Origin of the sequence: Amycolatopsis samaneae (assembly GCF_039541975.1) — a bacterium.
In the GTDB taxonomy this organism is placed as follows: domain Bacteria; phylum Actinomycetota; class Actinomycetes; order Mycobacteriales; family Pseudonocardiaceae; genus Amycolatopsis; species Amycolatopsis samaneae.
In genome coordinates this window covers 436,485-462,443 of sequence record NZ_BAABHG010000005.1, presented here as the reverse complement: position 1 = coordinate 462,443, position 25,959 = coordinate 436,485, and the positions used below count along the sequence as shown (strand labels likewise).

The 25,959-nt window shown below is 71.3% G+C and carries 29 protein-coding genes; 15 read left to right on the top strand and 14 right to left on the bottom strand.

All coding sequences use genetic code 11. The features are described 5' to 3' along the window. The first annotated feature begins 142 nt into the window (after positions 1–142). The 3 genes from ABD987_RS15590 (at position 143) to ABD987_RS15580 (ending at position 3,014) form a co-directional block, all read left to right on the top strand. Positions 143–697 carry a hypothetical protein gene (locus ABD987_RS15590; protein WP_345392801.1) on the top strand — a complete coding sequence of 185 codons (555 nt, stop codon included), beginning with the start codon at positions 143–145 and terminating at the stop codon, positions 695–697. 182 nt (positions 698–879) lie between these two features. Then, complete coding sequence (locus ABD987_RS15585; RefSeq protein WP_345392798.1) at positions 880–2,064, top strand: coiled-coil domain-containing protein; 1,185 nt, start codon at positions 880–882, stop codon at positions 2,062–2,064. Between the two features lie 59 nt (positions 2,065–2,123). Beyond that, positions 2,124–3,014 (top strand): helix-turn-helix transcriptional regulator, encoded by an 891-nt coding sequence (locus tag ABD987_RS15580; protein WP_345392795.1) that lies wholly within the window; start codon positions 2,124–2,126, stop codon positions 3,012–3,014. A 42-nt stretch (positions 3,015–3,056) separates the two neighbouring features. On the opposite strand, the gene ABD987_RS15575 is transcribed toward ABD987_RS15580, so the two are convergent. The 3 genes from ABD987_RS15575 to ABD987_RS15565 form a co-directional block, all read right to left on the bottom strand. Next, positions 3,057–4,178 carry an FAD-dependent oxidoreductase gene (locus ABD987_RS15575; RefSeq protein WP_345392792.1) on the bottom strand — a complete coding sequence of 374 codons (1,122 nt, stop codon included), beginning with the start codon at positions 4,176–4,178 and terminating at the stop codon, positions 3,057–3,059. A gap of 238 nt (positions 4,179–4,416) precedes the next feature. After that, the gene (locus tag ABD987_RS15570; protein ID WP_345392789.1) at positions 4,417–5,349 is read right to left on the bottom strand and encodes an SAM-dependent methyltransferase; all 933 of its coding nucleotides are present in this window, start codon (positions 5,347–5,349) and stop codon (positions 4,417–4,419) included. Further along, on the bottom strand, positions 5,330–6,019 hold the full coding sequence (locus tag ABD987_RS15565; protein ID WP_345392787.1) for a TetR/AcrR family transcriptional regulator: 690 nt from the start codon (positions 6,017–6,019) through the stop codon (positions 5,330–5,332). The genes ABD987_RS15570 and ABD987_RS15565 overlap by 20 nt, the downstream gene beginning before the upstream one ends. Positions 6,020–6,123: 104 nt before the next feature. On the opposite strand from ABD987_RS15565, the gene wzt reads away from it, so the two are divergent. Next, complete coding sequence (wzt, locus tag ABD987_RS15560; RefSeq protein ID WP_345392785.1) at positions 6,124–6,876, top strand: galactan export ABC transporter ATP-binding subunit Wzt/RfbE; 753 nt, start codon at positions 6,124–6,126, stop codon at positions 6,874–6,876. 46 nt (positions 6,877–6,922) lie between these two features. Further along, entirely contained in the window at positions 6,923–7,741 is an 819-nt protein-coding gene (gene map, locus ABD987_RS15555; RefSeq protein WP_345392782.1) for a type I methionyl aminopeptidase, read from the top strand. Between the two features lie 21 nt (positions 7,742–7,762). Here map and ABD987_RS15550 read toward each other — a convergent pair whose 3' ends face one another. Further along, positions 7,763–8,326: a helix-turn-helix domain-containing protein gene (locus ABD987_RS15550; protein ID WP_345392779.1), complete on the bottom strand. Its 564-nt coding sequence runs from the start codon at positions 8,324–8,326 to the stop codon at positions 7,763–7,765. A 40-nt stretch (positions 8,327–8,366) separates the two neighbouring features. Between ABD987_RS15550 and ABD987_RS15545 the strand changes: the two genes are divergently transcribed. The 4 genes from ABD987_RS15545 to ABD987_RS15530 are packed head-to-tail and all read left to right on the top strand — an operon-like array spanning position 8,367 to position 10,186. Next, positions 8,367–8,900 (top strand): arsinothricin resistance N-acetyltransferase ArsN1 family B, encoded by a 534-nt coding sequence (locus tag ABD987_RS15545; RefSeq protein WP_345392776.1) that lies wholly within the window; start codon positions 8,367–8,369, stop codon positions 8,898–8,900. Positions 8,901–8,954: 54 nt separating this feature from the next. Further along, complete coding sequence (locus ABD987_RS15540; RefSeq protein WP_345392773.1) at positions 8,955–9,287, top strand: ArsR/SmtB family transcription factor; 333 nt, start codon at positions 8,955–8,957, stop codon at positions 9,285–9,287. Positions 9,288–9,296: 9 nt separating this feature from the next. Then, a complete protein-coding gene (locus ABD987_RS15535; protein ID WP_345392770.1) occupies positions 9,297–9,737 on the top strand; it encodes an SRPBCC family protein in 441 nt (146 codons plus the stop codon). Between the two features lie 14 nt (positions 9,738–9,751). Further along, entirely contained in the window at positions 9,752–10,186 is a 435-nt protein-coding gene (locus tag ABD987_RS15530; RefSeq protein WP_345392767.1) for a YybH family protein, read from the top strand. Between the two features lie 53 nt (positions 10,187–10,239). Here ABD987_RS15530 and ABD987_RS15525 read toward each other — a convergent pair whose 3' ends face one another. Further along, positions 10,240–10,674, bottom strand: a complete 435-nt coding sequence (locus ABD987_RS15525) for a hypothetical protein (protein ID WP_345392764.1) — start codon at positions 10,672–10,674, stop codon at positions 10,240–10,242. 192 nt (positions 10,675–10,866) lie between these two features. Here ABD987_RS15525 and ABD987_RS15520 point away from each other — a divergent pair, with 192 nt between their 5' ends. After that, on the top strand, positions 10,867–11,889 hold the full coding sequence (locus ABD987_RS15520) for a helix-turn-helix domain-containing protein (protein ID WP_345392761.1): 1,023 nt from the start codon (positions 10,867–10,869) through the stop codon (positions 11,887–11,889). Positions 11,890–11,893: 4 nt separating this feature from the next. Here the strand turns inward: ABD987_RS15520 and ABD987_RS15515 are convergent, their stop codons facing one another. Further along, positions 11,894–12,472 carry a TetR/AcrR family transcriptional regulator gene (locus ABD987_RS15515; protein ID WP_345392758.1) on the bottom strand — a complete coding sequence of 193 codons (579 nt, stop codon included), beginning with the start codon at positions 12,470–12,472 and terminating at the stop codon, positions 11,894–11,896. Positions 12,473–12,585: 113 nt separating this feature from the next. Between ABD987_RS15515 and ABD987_RS15510 the strand changes: the two genes are divergently transcribed. Beyond that, positions 12,586–13,749 (top strand): FAD-dependent oxidoreductase, encoded by a 1,164-nt coding sequence (locus ABD987_RS15510; RefSeq protein WP_345392755.1) that lies wholly within the window; start codon positions 12,586–12,588, stop codon positions 13,747–13,749. A gap of 36 nt (positions 13,750–13,785) precedes the next feature. On the opposite strand, the gene ABD987_RS15505 is transcribed toward ABD987_RS15510, so the two are convergent. Further along, entirely contained in the window at positions 13,786–14,268 is a 483-nt protein-coding gene (locus ABD987_RS15505) for a GNAT family N-acetyltransferase (RefSeq protein WP_345392752.1), read from the bottom strand. Between the two features lie 9 nt (positions 14,269–14,277). Then, positions 14,278–14,886: a TetR/AcrR family transcriptional regulator gene (locus tag ABD987_RS15500; protein ID WP_345392750.1), complete on the bottom strand. Its 609-nt coding sequence runs from the start codon at positions 14,884–14,886 to the stop codon at positions 14,278–14,280. Positions 14,887–15,000: 114 nt separating this feature from the next. On the opposite strand from ABD987_RS15500, the gene ABD987_RS15495 reads away from it, so the two are divergent. Beyond that, entirely contained in the window at positions 15,001–16,116 is a 1,116-nt protein-coding gene (locus ABD987_RS15495) for an FAD-dependent oxidoreductase (protein ID WP_345392747.1), read from the top strand. Here ABD987_RS15495 and ABD987_RS15490 read toward each other — a convergent pair. Next, positions 16,110–17,048, bottom strand: coding sequence for an AraC family transcriptional regulator (locus ABD987_RS15490; protein WP_345392744.1), 939 nt, complete (start codon positions 17,046–17,048; stop codon positions 16,110–16,112). The genes ABD987_RS15495 and ABD987_RS15490 overlap by 7 nt on opposite strands. 104 nt (positions 17,049–17,152) lie before the next feature. Between ABD987_RS15490 and ABD987_RS15485 the strand changes: the two genes are divergently transcribed. Further along, positions 17,153–17,638 (top strand): anthrone oxygenase family protein, encoded by a 486-nt coding sequence (locus ABD987_RS15485; RefSeq protein ID WP_345392741.1) that lies wholly within the window; start codon positions 17,153–17,155, stop codon positions 17,636–17,638. A gap of 63 nt (positions 17,639–17,701) precedes the next feature. Here the strand turns inward: ABD987_RS15485 and ABD987_RS15480 are convergent, their stop codons facing one another. The 5 genes from ABD987_RS15480 to ABD987_RS15460 all read right to left on the bottom strand — a co-directional run bounded on the left by ABD987_RS15480 (position 17,702) and on the right by ABD987_RS15460 (position 21,961). Then, positions 17,702–18,187 carry a GyrI-like domain-containing protein gene (locus ABD987_RS15480; protein ID WP_345392738.1) on the bottom strand — a complete coding sequence of 162 codons (486 nt, stop codon included), beginning with the start codon at positions 18,185–18,187 and terminating at the stop codon, positions 17,702–17,704. A 17-nt stretch (positions 18,188–18,204) separates the two neighbouring features. After that, a complete protein-coding gene (locus ABD987_RS15475) occupies positions 18,205–18,537 on the bottom strand; it encodes a YciI family protein (protein WP_345392735.1) in 333 nt (110 codons plus the stop codon). Positions 18,538–18,599: 62 nt separating this feature from the next. Beyond that, positions 18,600–19,934: an RNA polymerase sigma factor gene (locus ABD987_RS15470; RefSeq protein ID WP_345392732.1), complete on the bottom strand. Its 1,335-nt coding sequence runs from the start codon at positions 19,932–19,934 to the stop codon at positions 18,600–18,602. Between the two features lie 77 nt (positions 19,935–20,011). Beyond that, positions 20,012–21,151: a glycosyltransferase gene (locus ABD987_RS15465; RefSeq protein ID WP_345392729.1), complete on the bottom strand. Its 1,140-nt coding sequence runs from the start codon at positions 21,149–21,151 to the stop codon at positions 20,012–20,014. A 9-nt stretch (positions 21,152–21,160) separates the two neighbouring features. Further along, a complete protein-coding gene (locus ABD987_RS15460) occupies positions 21,161–21,961 on the bottom strand; it encodes a TetR/AcrR family transcriptional regulator (protein WP_345392726.1) in 801 nt (266 codons plus the stop codon). A gap of 69 nt (positions 21,962–22,030) precedes the next feature. On the opposite strand from ABD987_RS15460, the gene ABD987_RS15455 reads away from it, so the two are divergent. After that, complete coding sequence (locus tag ABD987_RS15455) at positions 22,031–24,760, top strand: DEAD/DEAH box helicase (RefSeq protein ID WP_345392723.1); 2,730 nt, start codon at positions 22,031–22,033, stop codon at positions 24,758–24,760. Further along, positions 24,757–25,932 (top strand): SWIM zinc finger family protein, encoded by a 1,176-nt coding sequence (locus ABD987_RS15450; RefSeq protein WP_345392720.1) that lies wholly within the window; start codon positions 24,757–24,759, stop codon positions 25,930–25,932. The genes ABD987_RS15455 and ABD987_RS15450 overlap by 4 nt, the downstream gene beginning before the upstream one ends. The last annotated feature ends 27 nt before the right edge of the window (positions 25,933–25,959 follow it).

Here is a 25,959-nt window from a genome sequence, read left to right as displayed (position 1 = left end):
CCGGCCAGGTACCTGCCGAAGAACTCGGTGAGCTTGGTGACGGCGGTGACCGACCCCCTGGCCCATGACGAACCGGCTGCGAAACTGGACCGGTGAGCGGCAGCGAGCTGGTGGGTGAACTGTCCCTGCGGGACCTCGGCCGGTGACCGTCTACGCGATCGGCGGCGGCTCCAGTGTCGGGAAGACGACCGCCGCGGCGAGCCTCGCGGCGCGCCGCGGCTTCGGCGAGGTGATCCACGTCGATGACCTGCGCGAGCACAGCCTCACGGAACGTCAAGGGCACAGCTGGCTGCGCCCCGCGGACGAACTGCTGGACGTCCTGCTGGCGTCGACGGCGCGACTCGGGCCGGTGCTGACCGCCGAACTCGACCGGCTCGGCGCGGTGAACGGCTCGGCGATCATCGAGGGGGAGGGCGTCCAGCCGGGACTGATGCACCGGTACACCGGCCGGGACACTCGCGTGGTCTACGTCATCGAACCCGACGAAGACGTGCTGTGGGCGACCCTCTCGACCCGGCCCGGTGCCCGGCGCTTCCTCGCGCTGGCCCCGGCCGAGCGCCGTGGCGTGGTCCGGATGAACCAGCGGTACGGGCAGTGGTTACGGGCCGAAGCCGAGCGTTACGGACAGCCTTGGCTGCTCAGCCGACCGTGGGAGACCCTCGGCGATCGCGTCGGGGAGTGCCTGTTCGGCACCTGATCGGTGCCGAACAGGCACCCGGAAGCGCCCGGCTGAGCGATCATCCCGGCCTGCTGAGGTTTTATATGGATAATCCCTCTTATCCATATAAAAAGGACCGTCCGAACGAGATGACCTGTTTGACTATCGATACCAAAATCGCCAGTTTCAGTATCGAAACTGAAACATGATAGGGTGTGTTTGTGCTGGACCAGACCGCTCAGAGCAGCGAAAACCGTGTTGAAGACGCCGCCGAACGTCCCGAGATCCCCGCGCGCCGGGGGAGCCGGGACGAACGGCGGGAGGCGACGTTGCGAGCGATCGCCGCCGACGGGGTGGGGCACTGCGCCTACTGCGGGCGGCGGTTGCCGCCGCTGCTGCCGAGGGGCGGGCGGCCCACGCCGTACTGCCCGGCCGACCCCGACCGGTACGGCCGCTGGGGTGCGAAGGTCATCAGCTGCGCGATGCTGGACGAGAACCGCGAGATCTGGGTCCAGGTGTACGGGCCGGACCAGTCGATGACGCACGTCGACGTCCAGGTGGTCGACGACCGTGCCGCGACGCTGCTGGCGGCGCTGGAACCGGTACACGAGGAGCTCACCGCGCTGCGGACACGGATCGCCGACGAGACCACGGCCGCACTCGCCGCCAGGAACGCGGCGGACGCCGCTTGTGACGCCGCCCGGCAGCAGGCCGACCACGCCTCCGCCGAGCGGGACCGGGCGCTCGCCGAGGCCGAGGCAGCCCAGCGGCAGGCCGCGCAGGACCGCGCCGACCTACTTGCCGCACAAGAAAACGCGAGCGCCGCCGGGAAGGAACGGGACGCCGCGGTCGCCGACCGGCACACCGCCCAGCGGGCCAGGGTGGCCGCCGAGACGGACCGGCAGCGAGCGTTGGAGCAGGTGACCGCCGCGCAGGATCGGGTCACCGAGCTGCAAACCGTCCTCGCCGGCGAGCGCGCCGGAGCGGTGGAACAGCTCGATCGGCTGCGACAGGAGGCCGATCAGGAACGCCGGAAGCTTCGCGACGAGCTGGCCGTCGACTACGAACAGCGCCTTCGGGCGCGGACCGGCGAGTTCGACGCCCAGCTCCGTGCCGCGCAGACCGGTGCCGATCAGCGCATCACCGAGCTGACCGGCCGACTGGCCGAGGCCACCCAGCGCTACGCCGATGCCCTCGGCCCCCTGCACGAACAGCTCGCCGGGCTCCAGGCCCAGCTCGCCGACCGGTCCACCGCGCTGGCCGAACTCGGCCGCCGCCACGACGCCCTCCTCATGGCCGCGCGTCAGCTGCTCCGGGACCCCGGCGACGAAGACCTCCGCCACCGGCTCGCCGCCGAACTCGGACCGGCACCGGAGGGGAAGGAGAACGGCGCGCCGACCCCATGAGCCGTCGGGGGTACCAGCAGAGCCTCCCTTCGCCTGCGGGCAGCGCCTATGGTGACGGGGTGGCCACGATCGATCTGCGCACCGAGATCAAGGAGTTCCTGAGTTCGCGGCGCGCGCGGATCACGCCCGAGCGGGCCGGGCTGCCCGCCTACGGCGGCAACCGCCGGGTCAAAGGTCTGCGTCGCGAAGAGGTAGCTCTCCTGGCAGGGGTGTCGGTCGACTACTACGTGCGTATGGAGCGCGGCAGCCTCGCCGGAGCCTCCGACGGGGTGCTCGACGCGTTGGTCTCCGCCTTGCAACTCGACGAGGCCGAGCGCGATCACCTGTTCCACCTCGCGCGGCAGTCAAGGGCACCCGGCGGACCACGCCGCCGGCGACCCGCGGCGACAGTGCGTCCGGCGCTTCGGCAGGTGCTCGACGCCATCACCGATGCGCCGGCTTGGATCTGCAACGGCCGTTATGACGTGCTGGCCATGAATCACCTTGCCCGCGCGCTGTATTCACCGATGCTGGCCGACACGCGACGGCCGGCGAACACCGCGCGGTTCGTGTATCTGGATCCCGAAGCGGCAGAAGCGTTCTTCGTCGACTATGACCGAATCGTCGGCGATGTGGCCGCGAAGCTGCGCATGGAAGCCGGCCGCAATCCGCACGACGAGGAGCTGATCGCCCTGGTCGGTGAATTGTCAACACGCAGTGAACTCTTTCGGCAGCGGTGGGCATCCCAGGACGTTCGGCTCCACCGGTCCGGACGCAAACGGGTACACCATCCGGTAGTGGGCCGGCTCGACCTGGACGTCGAGTCGATGGATTTGCCCGCCGACCCCGGCCTGCTCCTGATCGTCTACACCGCGCCCGCCGGTACGGCGACCGCGGACGGTCTGGCCCTGTTGGCGTCGTGGGCGGCCAGCCAGGGGAGGCCGGCGACCGAGATTCAAGCACTCGGCTGATATTCCAAGCCCTGCTCGTGAGCGTGCGTCCCGGATCCGCGCTCACGAGCGTCCGAACAGCCTGGCCACGCTGTTCGGTGCCTCCTGGCCGAAGAAGGTCTCGAGGTTGTGCGCCGAGTGGGCGGCGATCTCGTTGCTGCGGGGGAAAAGCCGCTTCTCGTAGGCGGCGAGCGCGGTCTCGACGTCGGGGTGCCCGGCCAGTTCGCGCGCCAGGTCGGCGCCGTCGTACATGGCGAGGTTGGCGCCTTCGCCTGCGAAGGGCGACATCAGGTGCGCGGCGTCGCCGACGAGCGTCACGCCCGGCACCCGGTCCCAGCTGAGCCCGACGGGGAGCGCGTGGATCGGCCGGAGCCACGGCTCCGCGTCGCTGCCTGTCACGAACGCGGTGAGCAGCGGCGACCAGCCGTCGAACTCGCGGGCGAGGCGGCGGAGCCCGGCGGTCGGGTCACCGAAGTCGATCGACCGCATCCACTCCTCGGGCTTGTTCAGCGCTACGTAACCGCGCACACCGCCGTCCGCGTCGCGGTGGGCGATGATGCCCTGGCCCGGTTCGACCGCCATCAGTGTGCCGCTGCCGATCGCGGCCACGCTGGCCTGGTGGTCCCGGCCGCCCGGGGAGAGGGCGATTTCGACGAAGCAGGTGCCGCTGTAGCGCGGCTCGGCCTCGGTGAGCAGCGGCCGGACCTTCGACCAGGCGCCGTCCGCGCCGACGACGACGTCGGCGTGGACGGGGGAACCCGCCGTGAAGGTGAGGTCGAAGCCGCCCGCCGGGTGGTGCCGGAGCGCGGTGAGCTTGTGGCCCCACCGGATGGTCCCGGGGGCGAGCGAGTCGATGAGCAGGCGCCGGAGTTCGCCGCGATCCACCTCGGGGCGGGCCGAACGGGGGTCTGCGGGCCGGTCGAGCAGGATCGTGCCGTGGCGGTCGACGACGCGCTTGGCGTCCTCGCCCGGCCGGACCAGGGCGCGGAACTCGTCGTACAAGCCCGCCGCGCGGAGCGCGACCTGCCCGGTTTCTTCGTGGATGTCGAGCAGGCCGCCCTGGGCGCGCGCCGTCGCCGACGCTTCACCTTCGTAGATCGTGGCGGCGACGCCGTGGGCTTGGAGCACCCGCGCGAGCGTCAGCCCGCCCAGTCCCGCTCCGACGATGGTGACGATCTTCTGCATGGTGCGCTCCTCGGTTGCGGTCGATACCGGGAGCGGGCGGGACGCCCGATCTCGGCACGGAGACGCTCACCGATCGGGAACCGTCCTGCATCGATGTGTGCGCGATGTCCGGCGAACAACGCCGCGGGACATCGTTTTTCGCGACACCATGAACCTTACCTGGCTTCGGATTCGGAGCAAATCCTGGGTACTACGGCGACGCCGGGTCACCGGTGAACGGCCGAAAACTCGCTCGCTCTCAGGACTCTCGTGGAGCGACAGCCTCGGCGAGGGTGCCGCTGACGTAACGCAGGTCGCCCATGCGCAGGTCGTCTTCGCTCAGCGGGGAAAGACCGTTGGCGGAGAACAGGTCCCGGGTGCTGTCGCCGCTCAGCGTCCAGCCGCGGTCGGTCAGGTAGGGAGCCGCTTCGTTGCGCTCGCCGAAATAACGCAGCCTCACCATGTCGGTGTCGAAACCGTGCGCACGCCAGCGTTCGGAGATGCGGCGAAGACCTTCCTTCGTCCTGTCCTCCTCGCCCGGTCGCGGGCTGGGCCTGCTCTCGGTGGCCACCCGGCTCCCCGGCGCGCTGAGCTCGGTGATGGTGTCCAGCAGGCGGTCCTGTGCCTCGGGCGGCAGATAGCCCAGGAGGCCTTCGGCGCTCCACGCGGTCGGCAGGGCCGGGTCGAATCCGGCGGCACGCAGCGCGGTGGGCCAGTCGTCGCGGAGATCCACCGCGGCCACTCTCCGGTCCGCGGTGGGCGCGGCGCCCAGCTCGGCCAGCGTGCGGGTCTTGAAGTCGACGACCTGCGGCTGGTCGACCTCGTACACCACGGTTCCGGCGGGCCAGGCCAGTCGGTACGCGCGGGAATCCAGCCCCGAAGCCAGGATCACGGCCTGCGTGACGCCCGCGTTCACCGCGTCGAGGAAGAACTCGTCGTAGAACCTGGTCCGCACCTTGGCCACGTCGATGGACAGCTGTCCGACCAGATCGCCGGGAGGCGTTTCGCCGGACGCCAGCCGCGTGAGGAGGTCCACGCCGACCGCCCGGACGAGCGGTTCGGCGAACGGGTCGTCGATGAGCGAACGGTCCGCGCGGGTCGCTATCGCCCGGACCATCGCGGCCAGGGTGGCGGTCGCGCCGACGCTGGAGGCCAGGTCCCAGGTGTCGCCGTCACGCCTGGTGGACGTCATGTTCTGCCCTGCCCTTCGGTGTCTTTCGCGGTGGCTCCCCGGGACTTCCCGGCGAGGTCAGGTAGGCGAGCGCCATTTCGGCCGTTTCGGTCGCCCAGGTGGTCCAGGACAGGTCGTCGGACCAGAACCGGCAGGTGGCGGCGCGGTGGACGCACGAGCCGATGATGGTCCGCGCGGCCATCCGCACGGCCGGTACGGGGTCCGGCCGGTGGATCTCCTCGATGCCGGAAGCGGCGGCTTCGACCAGGGCCTGTTGGATCGCGGACAGCGCTTCCAGGCCGCGATCGCGCCCGTCGGAGCGCTGGGCGTCGAGCAGTTCGGGGAAGATCCGGTCGTGCTGGGCGAAGGTGCGTGCCAGTGCCTGGGTGAACGCGCCGAAGATCTCGCGCAACCCGGGTGGCGAACAGCGGAGTGCCGCACCGACGTCGGCCTCCAGCTGTCCGAGCAGCTGGTCCTTGACGGCGTACAGCAGCTGGTCCTTGCCCGCGAACCGGCGATAGATCGTGCCCACCGACATGCCCGCCTGTTCGGCGACCGCCGCGATGGTGAACTCCTCGAGCCCCCGGTCGGCCAGTACGTGTTCGGCGGAGGCAAGCACCTTCCGCAGGGACGCCCGGCTGCGCTCTTGTTGCGGTGGACGGAAACCCTGCTCGGTGAACTGCTGACTCACCGGCCGCACGTTACCGCCTTCCGGTACGGGGTTGTGGGCCGGGCAGATGCGAATGATAACTTCCGTTCGCATTTGGCGGACCGAACGGGGTGAGAGGTGGCGGCATGGTGAGCATCGAGGTACGCGGCGCCCACGTGGACTTCCCGGTCTTCGACGCGAAGACCCGGTCGCTCAAGAAGCAGGTGCTCGGCAAGGTCGGCGGCGAGATCGGGACCGATGCGAAGGTCCCGGTCATCGAGGCGCTCCGGGACATCACGCTGTCCCTGCGGGACGGCGACCGGGTCGGTCTGGTCGGGCACAACGGCGCCGGCAAGTCCACCCTGCTGCGACTGCTGTCCGGCATCTACGAGCCGACGCGGGGGAGCGCGCGCGTCGTCGGGCGGATCGCGCCGGTGTTCGACCTCGGCGTGGGCTTGGATCCCGAGGTTTCGGGCCACGAGAACATTCTGATCCGGGGCCTGTTCCTCGGTATGACGCGCAGGCAGATGGAGAAGCGGGTCGACGACATCGCGGAGTTCACCGAACTCGGCGACTACCTGCACCTGCCCCTGCGTACCTACTCCGCGGGCATGCGGGTGCGGCTCGCACTCGGCGTGGTGACCACCATCGACCCCGAGATCCTCATCCTCGACGAGGGGCTCGGCGCCATCGACGCGGGATTCCTCGCCAAGGCCCGGGAGCGCCTGGTGGACCTCGCGCGCCGCTCCGGGGTGCTGGTGTTCGCCTCGCACGCCGACGAGCTGCTGATGGAGCTGTGCACGACCGCTCTTTGGCTGGACGAGGGCCGGATACGTGCGCACGGCTCGCTGCGCGAGGTGCTCGCCGCCTACAAGGGCCAAGCCCCGAACAACCCGTGATACGGTATTTCTATACCGCATACGTCCGAGTTACAGAGAGGCTGTCGTGATCGAGCTCAAATCTCCCGCGGAGATCGCGAAGATGCACATCGCCGGCGAGTTCGTCGCGAGCGTGCTTTCGGAACTGGCCGAGCTCGCCGACGTCGGCGTCAACCTTCTCGACCTGGAGCACCGGGCCCGGGAAATGATCAAGGACCGCGGCGCCGAATCCTGCTACTGGGACTACGCCCCGTCGTTCGGGCGGGGGCCGTTCCGCAACGTCGTGTGCCTGTCGGTGAACGACGCCGTCCTGCACGGGCTGCCGCACGACTACGTGCTGCGCGACGGCGACCTGGTCACCGCCGACATGGCCGTGGGCATCGACGGGTGGGTCGCCGACTCCGCGTACTCCTTCATCGTGGGTACGCCCGCCGAAGAGGATCTCCGGCTCATCCGTGCCACCGAGGTGGCGCTCGAAGCCGCGATCGAAGCGGCCCGGCCGGGCAACCGGCTCGGCGACATCTCGGCGAGCATCGGTGACGTGGCGAGGGAGTTCGGTTATCCGGTCAATCTCGAGTTCGGCGGGCACGGCATCGGGCGGACCATGCACGGGGAGCCGCACGTGTCCAACGACGGCCGCCGCGGCCGGGGTCTCAAGCTGCGCCCGGGACTGACCATCGCCATCGAGCCCTGGCTCGCGCGCACCACGGACAAGATCACCTACGACCCCGACGGCTGGACGCTGCGATCCGCCGACGGTTCGCGTACGGCGCACTCGGAGCACACGGTCGCCATCACGGAGGACGGGCCGCTGGTGCTCACCCGCCGCAAGCCGAAGGCGGCCGGGCGGGAGTCCGAGCAGGGGAGTTCCGCCGCCGGTCACTGAGGCCGCGGCGGGGGAATTCCGTCAGGCGTGCCGCCGGGTGTGCGCGACCAGATAGCGACAGGTCTCGCCGGTGGGGTTGACGAACGCGCAGGGCGCGGGCGGGCCGAGCTGGAGGCAGTCGCCCGCGTCGAGTTCGTGTTCGACCTCGCCTTCACGGAACCGCAGATGTCCCTCCAGTACCCAGATCTGCTGATGGCGGAAGGTGTAGGTCTCGGCGGGGAAGGGGATTTCGGCGCCCGGCGGCAGTTCGACCTCGACCAGTTCGAGCGGCCCGCCGATGGTCGGCGAGATCGCGCGGCGACGGTAACCACTGGCGGGGTCGGTCCACCGCGGCTGATCGGCCGCGCGGACCAGCCGCCGGTCGCCGCCCTCGGCGCGGGCCACGAGCTCGGACAGGGTCATGCCCAGCGCGCCCGACAGCCGTCCGAGCAGCACCGCGGTCGGCTGCGCCTCGCCGCGTTCGATCTTGCCGATCATGGCCCGGGACACGCCGGAGCGTTCGGCGAGCACGGTGACGGAGAGATCGCGTTCGACACGGGCGGCGTGCAGGGTCGCGGCGAGCGACGCGGAGAGCGGGTCCGACATGGTTGCCACTATAGGGCCAACCGTGGCTACTATAGTAGCCATGCCTGCCGCGAACCTGAAAATCCGTGACGCCACCACGTCGGACGCCGAGGCGTGCGCCGCGATCTACGCCCCATATGTCATCGACACCACGATCACGTTCGAGACCGAGCCGCCGACGGCGTCGGAGATGGCCCGGCGCATCGCGGCAGCGAACGAGAAACACGCCTGGCTCGTCCTCGAAGACGACGGCCAGGTAGCCGGCTACGCCTATGGCGGGCCGTTCAAGGACCGCGCCGCGTATCGCTGGTCCTGCGAGGTCAGCGTCTACCTCGAACGCGGACGGCGGCGTACCGGCGGCGGCCGCGCGCTGTACACGGCGCTGTTCGACCGCCTTGCCGAGCGCGGCTTCCGTACCGCTGTCGCGGGCATGACGCTGCCCAACGACGCGAGCGTGGGCCTGCACCGGGCGATGGGCTTCGAGCCGGTGGGGACCTATCGGCGCATCGGCTGGAAGCACGGCGCGTGGCGCGACGTGGCCTGGGCGCAGCGCACGCTCCTGATCGACGAGGACCCGCCCGCCGAGCCGCGCTGACAAAACTTAAGCAACTCCTTGACTTTCTGTCCATGGTGGCAATAACTTAAGTACATGCTTAAGTATGACCTCGACCAGGTGTTCAAGGCGCTGGCGGATCCGACGCGGCGAGCACTGGTGGAGCGCCTGGTTCGCGGACCGGCGTCGGTGAGTGAGCTGGCCGCGCCGCTGACCATGTCGCTCGCGGCGGTCGTGCAGCATCTGCAAGTTCTGGAGTCGGCGGGTGTCGTCCGGTCGGAAAAGGCCGGCCGGGTACGTACCTGCCGGGTCGAACCGGCCGCGCTGCGGGTCGCCGAAGACTGGCTCGGCGGGCAGCGCACGCCATGGGAAAACCGGCTCGACCGGCTCGGCGAGGTCCTCGCCGAGCCGGAACCACCGCAGGAGTAGGAGTTCGTCATGACTCGTTCGGTCAAGCACGCCACGTTCAGCCTCGAACGCCGGTACCCGGCCCCACCCGCCCGGGTGTTCGCCGCGTGGTCGGATGTCGCGGCCAAGGCCCGCTGGTTCGGCGCCGAGCACCACGAGCTGGATTTCCGCGTCGGCGGGCGCGAAGTCAACCGCGGCAGGAACGCCGAGGGCGGTCCGCTGCTGACGTTCGACGCGACCTTTCACGACATCGTCGCCGACGAGCGGATCGCCTACTCCGGAACGATGAGCGCCGACGACACCATCGTCACGATGTCGCTCACCACCGTCGAGTTCGCCCCGGACGGCGAGGGGACCCGGCTGGTACTGACCGAGCAGGGGACGTTCCTCGACGGCGCGGAGGAACCGGCCTGGCGCGAGCAGGGCACCGGCGACTGGCTCGACAAGCTCGGCGCCGAACTTGAGGCGTGAAGGGGGACGGGAACATGACCGGCAAGGACGTCGTCGCGGAGATCACCGACCTGGTGCGGGCGCGGGCGGAGGCGGTGCGCGCCAAGGATGTGGCCGCGTTGCTCGGCCGGTACGACGAGAACGTCGTGCTGTTCGACGCGGTCGGGGAACTGCGCGAGCGCGGGGTGGCGGCCGAACGGGCCCGCCTGGTCGCGTGGTTCGCGGCCTATGACGGGCCGATCACCCTGACGATCCGGCACATCGAGGTCGCGGCGTCGGACGGGATCGCGTTCGCGCACTATGTCTTCCAGGTGCGCGGCACCATGACCGACGGCACCGCGGTGTCGATGTGGGTGCGGTCCACGGTCGGTTTCCGCGCGACAGCCGGCGTCTGGCGGATCGTCCACGAGCACAGTTCGGTGCCGTTCGACGCCGCCACGGGCGAGGCGCTGGTCGCGCTCGCGCCGTAGTGCGGCCTTCGATCATTCAAACGGGTCGTGTCTCATTTGCGCGAAGGTGCCGGCTAGCAGGAATGCCACCCGTTCCACGCGCTCCCGTTTCCCAGGTCGCAGTAATACCAGCTACCGTTCATCGGCCTCGTGCCGTAGACCCTGATCTTCGCGCTGGTCGTCCCGGGCCACGGCGACATTTCGACCGTGACGTCGATTGTCGAGTGGTTGGCCTCGCCGCCCTGAAGTACCCCCCACGTGCTCCACGCGCCGCCAGGAGTGAGCTGGAACGTGTGGTAGATCTTGAAGTCGGTGCCGACGACGATGGTTTCGTTGCGGCCGTGGTACCACGGAATGTCCCAGATCGCATTACAGTCGATGGCCCAGCCGACCTGACCGCCGCGGTCGACCCGGCAGGAATACGGCGCGGCCGGTTGGCCCGGCGCGGCCGTCGCTGTCGCCGTCGCCGGAACGACGAACAGGCTGACGACGGCGACCGCGAGCAGCACGATCCTTCGCCATGTCGACCTTGAAATATGATTTCTTCGACCCCGATCTCGCGTGAACGGATTCATTGCGCCACTACCTCTCAAGGTGAAGTTGCCAAGAATTTCCGGCCATTATTTTTCCCGGCGCCGGTACGGGAAGTACACACTTTTGCACCCTGGCGCAAGAGACTTGACGCGCGCACAGTAAGGAGTATGGCCACGCTCGGGGGAGCGGCGAGGTTGCTGATCCGTTTCACCCGGGAGGATCTGGCACGTACCCGGATATCGGGAAGGCCGGACGCTCTCTGGGATCTCGTGCTGAGCCTGCACCGGTTACAGCGACGAAGGCCCTCCGGTACCCGCGGCCCGCTCGCCCCTGCCGAGGTCCTGCGGTGGCGAACCAACACCCTGGCCTGTCTGTCCGGCCGGGCCCTTGGCCGCCGGGTGCGTGATCATCTGCTGCCGCTGGCGCCGATCTCCTCCTACTTCCCCGATTTCCTCACCCCGCACACCGGCCTGCACGGGCTGGAACCCGGCCTGGAGACGGTGCTGTCCACCCCGCGAGCACAGATCGGGCGGGAACTGGACGAGCTGACCACCCGCAGCGGAGCGCCCACCTGGGGCAGCGACCTCGCCACCGGCGACCCCCATGCCCTCCACCTGCTCGGTGGCACCCTGCGCGACTACTTCGCCACCGCGCTCGCCCCCTCCTGGCCCGCCATCCAGGCCCGGACCACCACCGAACACACCCGCCTCACCGGCATCCTCGCCACCCACGGTGTCGGCGCCATGCTGGCCAACCTCCTCCCGACCACCATCTGGCATCCCGGCGACCGCGTGCTCGAAACCCCCTACCCGATGAACTTCACCATCGAACTCCAGGGCAGGGGCCTGACCCTGATCCCGTCGTGGTTCTGCTCCGGCATGCCGGTCGCGCTGGTCGATCCCGCCCTGCCGCCTGTCCTGGTCTATCCGCTGAATCACGACCCGCCACCGGCGACAGACCACCACGCGCTGGCGAAACTCGTCGGGCCCACCCGTGCGGCGGTCCTGCTCGCCATCACCATCGCCACCCCGACCCGCGTCATCCACCGGCGGACCGGGATCTCGGCCTCACAACTGTCCCGCCACGCCGCCGTCCTGCGCGACAACGACCTCATCACCGAAGCCCGCCATGCCGGGCAGACCTTCTACACTCGCACCCCGCTCGGCAACGCCCTCATCGGCGGCCGGTAGGCACTCACGGCCGGGCCGCCGACCAGCCGCGTTCGAGCAGGTCGAAGATCGGGCCGAGCGCCTGGGGCGCGTCCGGGTAGCGGCGGGCGAGGTCGACCGATTCGAGGGCGAACCGGGCGAGGGCGGCGCAGGTGACGTCCTCCTCCGGCGCCCCGATGTCCGCGGCGATCGTGCGGGCCAGCGTGGTTTCGTGGCGCAGCCACATGCGGGCGCCGTAGGCGCGTAGTGCCGGGGTCTGTTCGATCAGGCGCGTGAACGCCTCGGTGTGCGGGGAGGTGGTGACCTCGTCCACCCAGTTCAGGATGTGCTCCCGCAGGGCCCGGGGGATGGACCGGCCGGGAGCGCGTTCGCGGACGGCAGCCATCAGCCCGGTCTCGATCTCCGCGTCGAGGTCGAAGACCAGGGCTTCCTTGGTGGGGAAGTACTTGAACAAGGTGGTGACCGAGACGTCCGCGGCGTTGGCCACCTCCTTGACCGCCACCTGGTCGTAGCCGCGGGCGAGGAACAGCTCCAGCGCGGCGTCGGCCAGCGCCTTGCGGGTCTGGGCCTTCTTGCGTTCGCGACGTCCGGGCTGGTTTTCCATGTCGGCACCGTACCCCAGCAATGGTGTAGTACTCAAAGAGTTAATCCGTTGCATGTTTGAAGTAGTACGTGTTTTCCTGGTTCGGCACTTCGACCCGGAAGGACCCAGAAACCATGAACTCTCCCCGCATCGCGGTCATCGGAGCCGGTGTCGGCGGCCTGGCCTGCGCGCGCGGCCTGCAGGTCCACGGCCGTTCGGTGACCGTGTTCGAGCGCGAGGGCTCGGCCTTCGCGCGCTGGCAGGGCGGCATGCTCGACCTGCACGCACCCACCGGGCAGGCCGCACTGCGCAGTGTCGGCCTGTTCGACGAGTTCCGCGCGGTGGCCCGCCCCGAAGCCCAGGAGCTGCGCGCGGTGGACCCGGTCACCCTCGCGCTCGTCCATCACGAACAACCCGGCGAGGACGAGTACTTCGCGCCGGAGATCGACCGCGGTCAGCTGCGTGAGCTGCTGCTGGGCTCCCTCGCCGATGGCACCGTCCACTGGGGACACCCGGTGGACGGGGTCACCGCGCAGGAGGACGGCACCGCCCGCGTGCGTTTCGGTGACGGCACAACGGAAGTCTTCGATCTCGTGGTCGGGGCCGACGGTGCCTGGTCACGCACCCGCCCGGTGCTGTCGGCCGCCACGCCCTCCTACACCGGCACCACGCTGGTGGAGACGTTCCTCGACGACGTCGACACCCGGCATCCCGCGCTCGCGGACCTGATCGGCCGCGGCAGCCTGGTCGCCGGGGTGGGCGCGCGGATGCTGGGCGCTCAGCGGAACAGTGGCGGGCACGTCCGCGTGTACGCCGAGCTCGAGGGCGTCCCGCTCGACTGGCACGAGGCCGCCGGTCTGGACCTCGCCGACACCGAAGCGGTGCGCGCGCACCTGCTGACGCGGTTCGAGGGCTGGCACGAGGGCCTGCTGGATCTGCTCCGCCGCAGCGACGGCGGATTCGCGAACCGGTCCATCCACGTGCTGCCGACCGGGCACAGCTGGGGTCACGTGCCGGGTGTCACGCTGCTCGGCGACGCCGCGCATCTCCTGCCACCGCACGGAATCGGGGCGAACCTCGCCCTCATCGACGGGGCCGACCTGGCCACGGCCGTCGCCACGCACGACGTGCTCGACGACGCGGTTCGTGCCTTCGAGAAGGTCATGCTGACGCGGGCGAAGGCGGCGGGCGAGGCCGACGCCGAGATGATGGCGATGATGGACGACGAGAAGACCCGCGACATCGGCGCCGCTCGGCAGTTCATGAACGACCGCATGCTCGGCGCGGAGCCGGCCTGAGCCCTCACCTGCTCCGGTGCGTCGGCGGCGAGCACGTCACGTCGACGGCGCACCGGGCCGCGTGAGACGGATCTGGAGCAGCTCGGGTGACACTGCGAAACCGGCCCGGGAGTAGGCGCTGACCGCTCGGGCGGTGGAGTGCACCGTCACGCGCTCCACTCCCAGTTTCCGGGCCAGCTCCAGCGTTTTCGCGATCAACCGCCCGCCGAGCCCGCGGTCGCGTTCCTCCGGGAGCACGTACACGGACTGCACGTCACCGGAGGCCCGTTCGAGCGCGCCGGGAATCGGCACGCGTGGGGTGACCGCCAGCCAGGCCATGCCGAGCACGACCCCGTCGCGCACGACGACCAGGCAGTGGTGGGTGGAGGCGTTGTGCCGCGCCCAGGCCAGGAACTGGCGTTTGAACTCGCCGGATGTGGTGACCGGGGTTTCCCCGTTCTCCAGGACCCGCCGCCAGCGGAGTTCCGCTACGGCAGCCAGTTCGTCGTCCTCGGCGGGGCGGATGGCGACATCGTCCATTCCGGCAACCTATCCGGCTTCCGTCTCGCCGGTGCCCGGTTCGCTTCGCTGGGCCAGGACCCGGCGCATGCCCGCCAGCAGGTCCTCGGCGCCGGGCGCTTGGTCCGGGTCGATCAGCAGTTGGAGCCGCAGGCCGCTGACCAGGCAGAGACCGAACGCGCCGACGGTGCGTGCCAGTTCGTCGTCCACGGTGTCCTCGTCGACGTCCAGCACCTCGGCCGCGATGCCCCGGCGGCCGAGTCCCAGGCCCTTGCCCAGTTCTTCCCGGATTTCGGCGGATTCCCCGGCGGTGATCGCCGCTTCGCAGAACGCGCGCCACAGCTGCCGGTGCTCGGCGAAGTGTTCGCTCGTGTCGGCCAGCACGGCGGTGAGGAGCTCGGCGGGGGCGGCGGTGCCGCCGGTGGTCCGTCGCCGGGTGTCCTGCAGCGAGTCCGCGAACTCGCTGAGAGTCTGGATCATCGCGGCGTTGAGCAGTGTCTGCACCGAGCCGAAGTGATAGCCGATCGCGGCGAGGCTGGTGCCCGCCTCCGTCGCGATGTCGCGTGCCGTCGTGCGCGCGTACCCCTTCGACTCCAGGCAACGGCGCGCGCCGGCCAGCAGGTCTTCCCGGTTTCCCATGGTCGGCATGGTAGCGGATGGCTGAGACGAGCGTCTTGCACATCTGTTCTAGACAGAATTCTGAGACAGCCGTACAGTCGATCTGGGCCTGGGGGCCGAGCGATGGGAGAGCACATGAAGGCGGGAAACGTCCTGGTGTCGGGGGCCGGTGTTGCCGGTCTGTCGGCGGCGTACTGGCTGGCGCGGCGCGGCTGGCGGGTGACGGTGGTGGAGCGCGCCCCGGCACCGAGGGCCGGTGGGCAGGCGATCGACATCCGAGGGTCGGCGCTGGAGGTCGTCGACCGCATGGGGCTGCTCGATCGGGTGCGGCGGGCGAGGACGGCGCTGCGGGGGATGAGCGTGGTGGACGCGGACGGCGTCGAGCTGAGCCGTGACACCGAGGCCACCCTGACCGGCGGTGTCATCGACAACGACGACGTCGAGCTGATGCGCGACGACCTGGGGACGATCCTGATCGAGGCCATCGGGTCGTCCGCGGAGTTCGTGTTCGGGGATTCCGTCGCCACGCTGACGCAGGATGCCGACGGGGTCATGGTCACCTTCGAGCACGCCGGGCCGCGCCGGTTCGACCTGGTGATCGGCGCGGACGGAGCGCATTCGCGGGTGCGCGCGCTCGCCTTCGGCCCGGAGGCGCGGTTCAGCCACCCGCTGGGCAGGCACATCGCGATCTTCACCGCGGAGAACTTCCTGCGTCTCGACTACTGGCAGACGTGCCTGCGGACCGAGGATCGCCTGATCGTGCTGATGAGCGCCCGGCACAACACCGAGGCGCGGGTGCTGCTCAACTTCCGTTCGACGCCGGACACCCCGGACCATCGAGATGTCCAGCGACAGAAGGAGTTTCTCGCCGCGCACTTCGCCGGGGCCGGCTGGGAGGTGCCCCGCATGCTCAAAGCGATGTGGCGGGCGCCGGACTTCTACTTCGACCAGATGTGCCAGATCAGGATGGACGACTGGTGGACCGGCCGGATCGCGCTGGTCGGCGACGCCGCGCACTGTGCCTCGCCGATGGCGGGTCAGGGCACCAGCCTCGCGCTGGTCGGCGGTTACGTGCTGGCCGGGGAGCTGGCGGCCGCGGCCGACCCGCGCGCCGGATTCGGGAGCTACCAGCGGGAAATGGCCGGTTATGTCGCGGCGAACCAGGCGCTGGCCACCCAGGAGCGGGGCGCGCAGGCGAACCTCGCGGTCCGGACCGCGGCCGCGAACGCGATCACGGTCAAGGACTACTGAGCCGACGCCCGGTAGTGCTGCGGACTCTGCCCGTACTCGCGCTTGAACGCGGAGCTGAGCGCGAACGAACTGCCGTAGCCGACTTTCCGCGCCACCGCCCCGAGTGTCGACCCGGGTTGCTGGCGAAGGAGATCGGCGGCGAGGGCGAGCCGCCAGCCCGCGAGGTAGGACATCGGGGGCTCGCCGACGGCGGCGGTGAAGCGGCGGGCGAGCGCCGCGCGGGACACGCCGCTGTGCGCGGCCAGCTCCGCGATCGTCCACGGCCGGTCCGGCTGGTCCTGCATCAGCCGCAGTGACTGGCCTACGACGGGGTCGTCGTGCGCCTGGTACCAGGCCGGCGCGCGGTCGCCGGACTGCGCGAACCAGGTGCGGAGCGCGGCGATCAGCAACAGGTCGAGCAGGCGGTCCAGCACCGCTTCCTGGCCGGGGACGTCCCTGCCGATCTCCTCGGCGAGCAGCGGGACCAGTGGGCTCTGCCAGTCGCTCGCGCGCAGCACGAGCCGGGGCGGGAGCGCGGCGAGCAGGCGGCGACTGACCTCGCCGGCGACCGGGTAGGTGCCGGTGAGCATGACCAGCGGGCCGTCGCTGCCCGAGCCCCAGGTGCGCACGCCGACGTCGCCGAGGTCGGTGAGGTGCTCGCCGTCGGGGGTGCGGCATTCCTGGCCGGGGAGGATGACCGCCTGCGGGGGCGTGGCCGGGTCGTCGGCGACGAGATAGGGATCGGGCCCGCGGACGACCGCGAGGTCGCCGGGGCCGAGGCGGACGCCGTCGGCGTCGTCGGGCACGATCCAGGCCACGCCGCGGACGACGGCGACCAGGGTGAGCGGTGCGCGGTCCTCGATCCGCAGGCACCAGGGCGGGGTGAGCACCGATCGGAGGAGGAACGCGCCGCGGGCGCGCGGGCCGTCCAGGAGGGCGGCGAGGGGATCCATGAGTCCATGGTAGACGCTGGCGCATGGATATGAGCTGCTGAACTATGGATCGTCTCATTCGGAGGCGATTGACTGGGGACATGTCAGCGGAAAGGAGAGGTGCCATGCCTACGGTGGGGGTCATCGTGCTGGTCGCGGCGACGATCACGGCCGGTCTGTCGGCGGGGCTGTTCTACGCCTACGCGTGTTCGGTCATGCCCGGTTTGGCACGGGGCGACGCGAAGACGTTCGTCGAGGGGATGCGCGGGATCAACGTCGCGATCCTCAACGGCTGGTTCATGGCGACGTTCCTGGGCGCGCCGCTGCTGGCGGCGGTGGCCGGGGCGCTGCACTTGCGCGCGGACCTGCGTTCGGCGCTGCCGTGGGTGCTGGCGGGGTTCGCGTTGTTGCTGGTGACGCTGATCGTGACCGGGGTGGTCAACGTGCCGCTCAACAACGCGCTCGAGGCGGGTGCGGCGGACGGTTCGGCGTCGTTCGAGGAACTGCGGTCGCGGTTCGAGACGGTGTGGGTGCGCTGGAACGTGGTGCGCGCGGTGACGTCGACGGCGGGCTTCGGCTGCCTGGTCGGCGCCCTGCTCGCCCGTCGGTGAAGGTCCGTGGGGGCCTCCTTGAGGGACTCTGGCTCCCTCAAGGAGGCCCCCACGGACGGTCGGTCACTCGGCGACGTGGAAGAGCAGGTCGGTCGACCACTGGGTGGGGTCGGGCTGTTCGAGCGGGTTGGTGTTGAGGACTTCGAGACGTCCGGCCCAGTGCTCGCCGTCCTCGGCCTCGGTGCTGTCCCAGCGGACGCCCTCGGCGGCACCCCAGTCGAGCACGGCCTTGGTGGCGCCGAACAGCCCGTCGGGATGGCCGACGTAGGTGCTGAGGACGTACTTGCCCGCGGGCACGACGCCGGTGATCAGCGGGGCTTCCGGGGTGAACTCACCCTCGACCGGGACGCAGGCTTCGGCGGTGAAGCGCATGCCGGGGTGGATGACGAGGTACCGGAAGAAGGGCGCGCCCGCGGGGGCCAGCCCGTGCTGGGCGAGCAGGCCGATGATCCGCGGGATCTGGTCGGCGATGGTGGCGAACTCGGTGACGGCGATCGTGGCGCGGGCGCCGACGTAGTGCTGAGCCGGACGGTCCACAAAGGACGGCATGGCTGGTCGCTCCTCGGTCAGGGGTGGTCGGGGGTCAGGACCGGGCGGACCTCGATGGTCCCGTACCCGGCGGCGGGGTGGCGGGCGGCGATGTCGATGGCCTCGTCGAGGTCGGCGCACTCGATCAGGCAGTAGCCGCCGATCTGTTCCTTGGTCTCGGCGAACGGGCCGTCGCTGAGCAGGACCTCGCCGCCGCGGACCCGGATGGTGGTGGCGTCGCCCGGTGGGCGCAGCCCGGCGCCGTCGAGGATGACGCCGCGGCGCTGCATTTCCTCGCTCCAGCCGCCGCAGCCGTCGTGCTGGTGCTCGGCGGCCGTCTCGTCGCCGCAGATCATGAGCAGGTAGCGCATCGCGTGATCCTTTCAATGCAGGCCGGGGCCTTGGTGGAGGCGCGCGGCCGGGTGCTCGGCGGTCACGTCCGTCCCTCCGTTTTGGTTCGGTCGTCGATCCGACGTACGGGATCGGCCGGGACCGACACCTCGGCGGAGGAGTTTTCGCCGGGGTCTGTGGTGCCGAGGCCGGCGAGTCGGCGGGTGAGGTAGCTGCGTTCGGCAGCTGTCCCGGCCAGTGCGAGCGCGTCCCGGTAGGCGTCGGCGGCTTCGGCGTGGCGGCCGAGCCTGCGGAGGAAGTCCGCGCGGGTGGCCGGGAGCAGGTGGTATCCGGTGAGGACGCCGTCGGCGGCGAGCCGGTCGGTCAGCGCGAGACCGGCGGCCGGTCCGGCGGCCATGCCGACGGCGACGGCGCGGTTGAGTTCGACGACCGGGGTCGGGGTGTGCTTGTGTAGTTCGTCGTAGAGGCCGGCGATCTGCGGCCAGTCGGTGTCGGCGGGGCGCGCCGCGGTGGCGTGGCAGGCCGCGATGGCCGCCTGGATCTGGTAGGGCCCCGGCCGTCGCCTGCGCAGGGCGGTCTCCAGCGTGGTGGTGCCTTCGGTGATTTCCCCGGCGTCCCACCGGCCGCGGTCCTGTTCGTCGAGCGGGACGAGGGTGCCGTCCGGGCCGACGCGGGTGTCGCGGCGCGCGTGCTGCAGCAGCATCAGGGCGAGCAGGCCGAGCGCTTCGGGTTCGTCGGGCATGAGCCGGGCGAGCACGCGGGCGAGGCGGATGGCCTCGGCCGCGAGGTCGGGGCGGAGCAGGTCCGGTCCGGCGCTGGCCGAGTAGCCCTCGTTGAACAGCAGGTAGAGGACGCCGAGGACGGCGGTGGTGCGTTCGGGCAGCAGGTGCGTGGGCGGTACCCGATAGGGGATGCCCGCGTTGCGGATCTTGCGTTTCACCCGGACCAGGCGCTGGGACATGGTGGGTTCGGGGACGAGGAAGGCGCGGGCGATCTCGGCGGTGCTGAGCCCGGTCAGGGTACGCAGGGCGAGCGCGACCTGCGCCTCGACCGCGAGCGCGGGGTGGCAGCAGGTGAAGATCAGCCGGAGCCGGTCGTCGCGAACGCCCGAGTCGCCGCTGTCGTCGGGATCTGGGTCGGGGAGGAGCATCTGGGCCGCCTCTCGGAGCTTTCCGGCGCCGACCGTTTCGCGTCGGATCCGGTCGATGGCGCGGTTGCGGGCGGCGGTGGTAAGCCAGGCGCCGGGCCGGGCCGGGATCCCGTCGCGGTGCCAGGTGCGCAGGGCGAGCGCGAAGGCGTCCTGCGCGCATTCCTCGGCGAGGTCCCAGTCGCCGGTCATGCGGATCAGCGTGGCCACGACCTGGCCCCACTCCTCGCGAAAGGCGCCCGCGACCGCGGTTTCGACGTCCGTCGCCATCTGCTCCCCTCCGTCGCCGGTGTGTCCGGTCGATGGTTCGACGAACGGGACACCGGCGGACCGACAGCGGAGTGAAACTATCTCGCGGCGAGGAGTCCTTCCAGCCAGGACACGGTGTCGGACACCGGGGGCTGCGTGGCGAGTTCGGCGGCGAGCCGGGCGGTGTTGCGGCGGTAGCGGTCGTCCTCGAGGACCGAGGTGACGGCGTCGTGGATGTCGGCGGGCGTGACGGTGACCGGGTCGAAGACGTGGCCGAGGCCGAGCGCGGTCACCCGGTCGCCGTTGTCCGGCTGGTCGGCTCCCATCGGGATGACCACCTGGGGCAGGCCGTGGGTCAGCGCGCCCAGCACGCTGCCCGATCCGGCGTGGGTGACGACGGCGTCGCAGTGCGGGAGGACCTCGTGCTGCGGCAGGTAGCGGGCGAGGTGGAGGTGCGCGGGCCGGGGGCCGAACTCGGCGGGGTCGATGAGCGGTCCGACGGTGACGACGGCGGTGACCGGGAGTTCGGCGAGGCCGTCGAGGACGCGGGTGAACAGGTCACCGGATTCGGTGTTGAAGATCGTGCCGAGGGTGAAGTACACGGTGGGGCGGCCCTCGGTGTGCCAGTGCGGACGCGGTCCGGCGGGGACGGGCGCGGTGTGGAAACTCCGTGCCGTCGGCGGCAGCGGGCAGCGCGGATCGCGGAAGGACGGCGGGAAGGGGTTGAGCACCAGCTGCCGCGCGCCCATCCCGGGCGGAGTGTCGGCGGGCAGGCCATACGCGGCGCGGGACTCGTCGAGCGCGGGACCGACGTTTTCGGGACGGACGAACGTACCGGCCGCCCCGACGAGCACGGTCGCGCAGGGCAGGCCGAGGCGCTCCGCGGCGATCATGGCGCCGAAGTCGAGCTCGTCGCACAGGATCAGGTCCGGCCTCCATGCGGCGCACAGCGGCAGCAGGTCGTCGGCGCGCTGGGGGGCGGCGCGACGGGCGAAGCCCTCACGGAGGTCATCCGCTTCGCGTTCGCGGTCGACCGGGAGCAGCGGTTTGCGGGCGCCGGTGCTGTCGAAGTCGGGGCCGGCGGGGAAGCCGGGGAACCCGGCGGCCTCGATCGCCGGGAGCATCAGTGGCGGGCCGGAGAAGGCGACGGTGTGCCCGGCGGCGGCCGCGGCACGCGCGATCGGCACCAGTGGCTGGAAGTGGCCGTATCCCCCGACGAACGCGCACAGCAACCGCATCCGTCCACTTTAGCCGGACGCGGTGTGCTCCTCGCGGTCGGTGATGAGGGTTTCGATGCCGTCGAGGATGCGGGCGAGGCTGAAGCGGAGGGCGTGCGCGGGGCTGGCCGCGGCGCCGTGTGTCTGCCCGGCGACGGTGCCGACGCGGGCGGCGAGGGGGTAGTTGGCGGGGTCGGCGGCGGGGATCTCGGCGAGCACGGGCGCGCTGGCCGCCCACCACTGGTCGTCGGTCATCCCGCTGTGGCTGACGAGCCGGGCGGCTTCCACCGAGCCGCGCGCGAAGCCCTGGACGACGCCGTTGACGAGGGTGGTCAGCGCGTCCATCTCCAGGTCGTCGAGGCCGATGCCGTCGATGGCGGCGAGTTCGCGTTCGTACTTGGCGAAGGTGTGCGGTCCGAGTGTCGGGCGGCCGGTGACGACCTGGAGCATCCAGGGGTGGCGGTGATACATCCGCCAGGTGTCCTCGGCGATCTCGGTGAGTGCCACGCGCCAGTGGGTGCCGGGTTCGACCGGGGCGAGCTCGGCGTGGGCGTGGTCGAGCATGAGGTCGATCAGTTCGGCGCGGCTGGGGACGTAGGTGTAGAGCGACATGGGGGAGACGCCGAGTTCGTCGGCGACCCGGCGCATGGACACGCCCCCGATGCCGTCCGCGTCGGCGAGCTTGATCGCCGCGCGGACGACATCGGTCACCGAGAGCTTGGGTTTCGGGCCGCGGCGCGGCGGGCCGTCGACGCCCCAGAGCAGTTCGATGGTGCGTCGCGGATCGCCACTGCCGCTGTACTCCGTGCTCACGTGCGTTATCCCGCCCATCACATTTTTGTACACCGTACGGAGATATGTTAGCCTGTTCGCCGTACGACGTACAGAGAATGGGGTGGGATGACTTCGCGGGAATCCGCACTGTTCGAGCCAGCCGATCCGCCCCGCCTGGGGAAGATCGTGTTCTGGGATCTCGGCACGAGCCCGGCCGAAAACACCGAGACGCTGCGAGTGGCGACACCCGAGGCCCGCGCGGTCGCGGCGCGGCGCGTTCCGGTCCTGGAAGCACTACCCGTGCTGCTGGCGGCCGAGGATCCGTCTCCCGCCGTCCGGTTCTGGGCGACGGCGGCGCGCGCGGCGCTGCGGCTCGCCTCGGCCGGGCGGCTGCTGCCCGGGGTGTCCGCGGCGGGGCACGACGCGTGGCGAGCCGGGCCGCTGGAAGCGGCGGAGGTGGCCTGGCTGCGCGAGCTGGCCGACGCGATGCCACCGGAGGCACACGCCGCGCCGGTGACCGGAGACGAGGCCCGGCTGCCCGCCCGGTATCCGCTGCTGCGGGCGTTCCTCGACGCCGTCGTCGACGCCCTGCCCAGGACCCCGGCGGCCGCGGCGGCGACCGGCGAGCGGCGCTACGCCGCGGGCCCCGCCCAGGACGCCACCGGCCTGCGGGACTTGGCCGACGAGGTCTCCGCCGGGCTGGATTCGGGCATCCGGGTCTCGCTGCGGGTCGAGATTCCCGGCGGGGATCCGGCGGCCGGGCGGTATCGCGCGGTCGTCCAGGTGCACAGCCTCGCCGATCCGTCGCAGGTCGCCGACGCCGCGCGGTTGTGGGCGGGCGAGGGCGATTTCGGGCCGAGGGCCCGGATCGACGTGATGCTGGCGTTGCGCCGGGGTGTGCGGGTGTGGCCCGTGCTGGAGCCGCTGCTCGCCGCGGCGGTCCCGGACGAGCTCGATCTGCGCGAGGAGGAGATCGGGGAGCTGATCGCGGCGGCGGCGCCGCGGCTGGGCGCGGCCGGGATCGAGGTCCACTGGCCCGCCGAGGTGGCCGGGGGTCTCACCGCCCGCGCGGTGATCAGCGCGCGGGGCGCGCCACCGGAAGACCTGCCCTCGTTCTTCGGCGGTGGGCGGGCGCTGGCGTTCGACTGGCAGCTGGCGCTCGGTGGCGAGGTGCTGACGGCGGCGGAGCTGGACGCGCTCGCCGAGTCGCGGCGGCCGATGGTCCGGTTGCGGGACCGGTGGGTACTGGTCGATCCGGCGCTCGCGGCGAAGGCGCGCGACCGGATGCTCAAACCGCTGACGCCGGTCGACGCGCTCGGGGTGGCACTGAGCGGGACCGCGGAGATCGACGGCGAGCACGTCGAGGTGGTCACCGAGGGCTGGCTGGACGAACTGCGGGAGCGGCTCTCGGCCGCGCCCGAGCCGCTCCCGCAGCCCGAAGGCCTGGCCGCGTCGCTGCGGGACTACCAGCTGCGCGGGCTGCGCTGGCTGGCGACGCAGACCGCGCTCGGGCTCGGCGGGTGCCTGGCCGACGACATGGGGCTGGGCAAGACGATCACGCTGATCGCGCTGCACCTGCACCGCGCGGCGGAGTCACCGGAGGCGGGGCCCACCCTGGTGGTCTGCCCGGCTTCGCTGCTGGGTAACTGGGAGCGGGAGATCGAGCGGTTCGCGCCCGGCACGCCGGTGCGCCGGTTCCACGGTGGCGCGCGGTCGCTGGCCGGGCTCGACGGCGGGTTCGTGCTCACCACCTACGGCACCCTGCGGGTCGACCCGGCGCCGCTGGCCGCGGTGCGCTGGGGGCTGCTGGTCGCCGACGAGGCCCAGCACGTCAAGAACCACCGGTCGGGCACGGCGAAGGCGCTGCGGTCGGTGCCGGCCTCGGCGCGGGTCGCGCTGACCGGCACCCCGGTGGAGAACACCCTGTCGGAGCTATGGGCGATCCTGGACTGGACGACGCCGGGCCTGCTCGGCGCGCTGCCCGAGTTCCGGCGGCAGTGGGCCAGGCCGATCGAGTCCGGTGATCCCGTCGTGGCGGAGCGTTTCGCCCGGCTGCTGCGCCCGTTCCTGTTGCGGCGGCGCAAGTCCGACCCCGGCATCGCGCCGGAGCTGCCCGCGAAGACCGAGACCGACCGGCCGGTCACGCTCACCGCCGAGCAGGCCGGGTTGTACGAGGCGGTGGTGCGCGAGTCGCTGGCGGAGATCTCGGCCAGCGACGGCATGGCCCGGCGCGGGCGGATCGTCAAGCTGCTCACCGGGCTCAAGCAGATCTGCAACCACCCGGCGCAGTTCCTCGGGGAGAAACCCGGCGAGTCCACTGTGGATGGACGGTCGGGCAAGCTCGAACTGCTCGACGAGCTGCTGGGCACGATCCTCGCCGAGGACGGCGCGGTACTGGTGTTCACCCAGTACGTGGCGATGGCGCGGCTGCTGGAACGGCATCTCGCCGACCGCGGGATCGGTGCCCAGCTGCTGCACGGCGGCACCCCGGTCGCGCGCCGGGAGGAACTGGTCCGCCGGTTCCAGGACGGGGCGGTCCCGGTGTTCCTGCTCTCGCTCAAGGCGGCGGGCACCGGGCTGAACCTGACCCGCGCCGACCACGTCGTGCACTACGACCGGTGGTGGAACCCGGCGGTGGAGGACCAGGCGACCGACCGCGCGTACCGGATCGGGCAGACCCGGCCGGTGCAGGTCCATCGGCTGGTCGCCGAGGGAACGGTGGAGGACCGGATCGCCGGGATGCTGCGGGAGAAACGGGCGCTCGCCGACGCGGTGCTCTCCGGCGGGGAGGCCGCGCTGACCGAACTGTCCGACGCGGAGCTGACCGAGCTGGTGGAACTGAGGAGGTCCCGATGACCGACGACGTACGGGGGTTCCCGGCGTTCGGCGCCCAGTCCGCCCGCGGTCAGTTCGCCCGGTCGTGGTGGGGCCGGACGTGGCTGTCGGCGATGGAGGACACCGCGCTCGATCTCCGGCAGCTCAAGCGTGGCCGCAAGTACGCCGCGGCGGGGCTGGTCGGGCCGATCACGGTCAGTCCCGGCCTGATCGCCGCGCCGGTCGACGACGTGGACGGCGGCCCCTACCGGACCCGGCTGCGGCTGGCCGAGCTGTCCGATGTGGACTGGGAACGGTTCCTGGACCGGGTCGCCTCCCGGGCCGGGCACCTGGCCGCGCTGCTGGACCGCGACATGCCGCACGATCTGGTGGAGGCCGCCGACGACGCCGGGGTGCACCTGCTGCCGGGGATCGGCGACCTCGACCCGGAGTGCGACTGCCCCGGCTGGGAACTGCCGTGCCGGCACGCGGCGGCGTTGTCGTTCCAGGTGTCGTGGCTGCTCGACGCCGATCCGTTCGTCCTGCTGCTCGTCCGGGGCAAGGGGGAGCGGGAGGTGCTCGACGAGCTGCAGCGCCGCAACGCGCCCCGGTTCGTCCGCGCCACCGGCACCGACGAGGACGTCCCGGCCGCGGACGCCTTCGCCAGGCCCGTCCCGCCGCTGCCGGACCTGGCGGCCTTCACCCCGCGCGGGGGCCCCGACGTGCCCGACGCGCCGGGTATCCCGGCCGCGACGTTCGCCCTCCTGGCGGCCAACGCCGCAGCGGCGGCCGAGGCGGTGCTGTCCGGCGCGCCGAAGCCGAACCGGCGTCACGACGCGGTGCGGCTGGCCGCGACGTTCCCGGACACCGCCGCCGCGGCGCGGCTGCGGGAGGACGCCGGGGAGGACTTCCCCCGCGCGGTCGCGGCCTGGACCCACGGCGGACGCGGTGGCCTGGACGTCCTGGAGTCGGTGTGGTCCCCGCCGAAGCCGGTGCTCGCCAGGGCGCGGGCGGCGCTGGCGGAGGTGGCCGAAGACCGTGACGTCGAGCTGGAGTTCGAGCGCAACCGCGGCACCGTGGCCGGCGCCGGCGTCCAGATCCGGGCGGGCCGGGACGGCCGCTGGTACCCCTATCGGGCCGAGGACGGCGTGTGGTGGCCGTCCGGTTCGCCCGAGAACGACCCCGGGGCGGTCCTGGCCGCGTTGCTCGGCTGAGCCGCCGCCTTCGCTCGAAGGGGTAGT

Bases quoted from the DNA above. Each gene is read 5' to 3' on its own strand.
- ABD987_RS15575 (WP_345392792.1), bottom strand. From the start codon at position 4,178: ATGCAGAAGATCGTCACCATCGTCGGAGCGGGACTGGGCGGGCTGACG.
- ABD987_RS15570 (WP_345392789.1), bottom strand. From the start codon at position 5,349: ATGACGTCCACCAGGCGTGACGGCGACACCTGGGACCTGGCCTCCAGC.
- wzt (WP_345392785.1), top strand. From the start codon at position 6,124: ATGGTGAGCATCGAGGTACGCGGCGCCCACGTGGACTTCCCGGTCTTC.
- ABD987_RS15550 (WP_345392779.1), bottom strand. From the start codon at position 8,326: ATGTCGGACCCGCTCTCCGCGTCGCTCGCCGCGACCCTGCACGCCGCC.
- ABD987_RS15545 (WP_345392776.1), top strand. From the start codon at position 8,367: ATGCCTGCCGCGAACCTGAAAATCCGTGACGCCACCACGTCGGACGCC.
- ABD987_RS15540 (WP_345392773.1), top strand. From the start codon at position 8,955: ATGCTTAAGTATGACCTCGACCAGGTGTTCAAGGCGCTGGCGGATCCG.
- ABD987_RS15535 (WP_345392770.1), top strand. From the start codon at position 9,297: ATGACTCGTTCGGTCAAGCACGCCACGTTCAGCCTCGAACGCCGGTAC.
- ABD987_RS15530 (WP_345392767.1), top strand. From the start codon at position 9,752: ATGACCGGCAAGGACGTCGTCGCGGAGATCACCGACCTGGTGCGGGCG.
- ABD987_RS15520 (WP_345392761.1), top strand. From the start codon at position 10,867: ATGGCCACGCTCGGGGGAGCGGCGAGGTTGCTGATCCGTTTCACCCGG.
- ABD987_RS15515 (WP_345392758.1), bottom strand. From the start codon at position 12,472: ATGGAAAACCAGCCCGGACGTCGCGAACGCAAGAAGGCCCAGACCCGC.
- ABD987_RS15510 (WP_345392755.1), top strand. From the start codon at position 12,586: ATGAACTCTCCCCGCATCGCGGTCATCGGAGCCGGTGTCGGCGGCCTG.
- ABD987_RS15505 (WP_345392752.1), bottom strand. From the start codon at position 14,268: ATGGACGATGTCGCCATCCGCCCCGCCGAGGACGACGAACTGGCTGCC.
- ABD987_RS15500 (WP_345392750.1), bottom strand. From the start codon at position 14,886: ATGGGAAACCGGGAAGACCTGCTGGCCGGCGCGCGCCGTTGCCTGGAG.
- ABD987_RS15495 (WP_345392747.1), top strand. From the start codon at position 15,001: ATGAAGGCGGGAAACGTCCTGGTGTCGGGGGCCGGTGTTGCCGGTCTG.
- ABD987_RS15490 (WP_345392744.1), bottom strand. From the start codon at position 17,048: ATGGATCCCCTCGCCGCCCTCCTGGACGGCCCGCGCGCCCGCGGCGCG.
- ABD987_RS15485 (WP_345392741.1), top strand. From the start codon at position 17,153: ATGCCTACGGTGGGGGTCATCGTGCTGGTCGCGGCGACGATCACGGCC.
- ABD987_RS15480 (WP_345392738.1), bottom strand. From the start codon at position 18,187: ATGCCGTCCTTTGTGGACCGTCCGGCTCAGCACTACGTCGGCGCCCGC.
- ABD987_RS15475 (WP_345392735.1), bottom strand. From the start codon at position 18,537: ATGCGCTACCTGCTCATGATCTGCGGCGACGAGACGGCCGCCGAGCAC.
- ABD987_RS15470 (WP_345392732.1), bottom strand. From the start codon at position 19,934: ATGGCGACGGACGTCGAAACCGCGGTCGCGGGCGCCTTTCGCGAGGAG.
- ABD987_RS15465 (WP_345392729.1), bottom strand. From the start codon at position 21,151: ATGCGGTTGCTGTGCGCGTTCGTCGGGGGATACGGCCACTTCCAGCCA.
- ABD987_RS15460 (WP_345392726.1), bottom strand. From the start codon at position 21,961: ATGGGCGGGATAACGCACGTGAGCACGGAGTACAGCGGCAGTGGCGAT.
- ABD987_RS15455 (WP_345392723.1), top strand. From the start codon at position 22,031: ATGACTTCGCGGGAATCCGCACTGTTCGAGCCAGCCGATCCGCCCCGC.
- ABD987_RS15450 (WP_345392720.1), top strand. From the start codon at position 24,757: ATGACCGACGACGTACGGGGGTTCCCGGCGTTCGGCGCCCAGTCCGCC.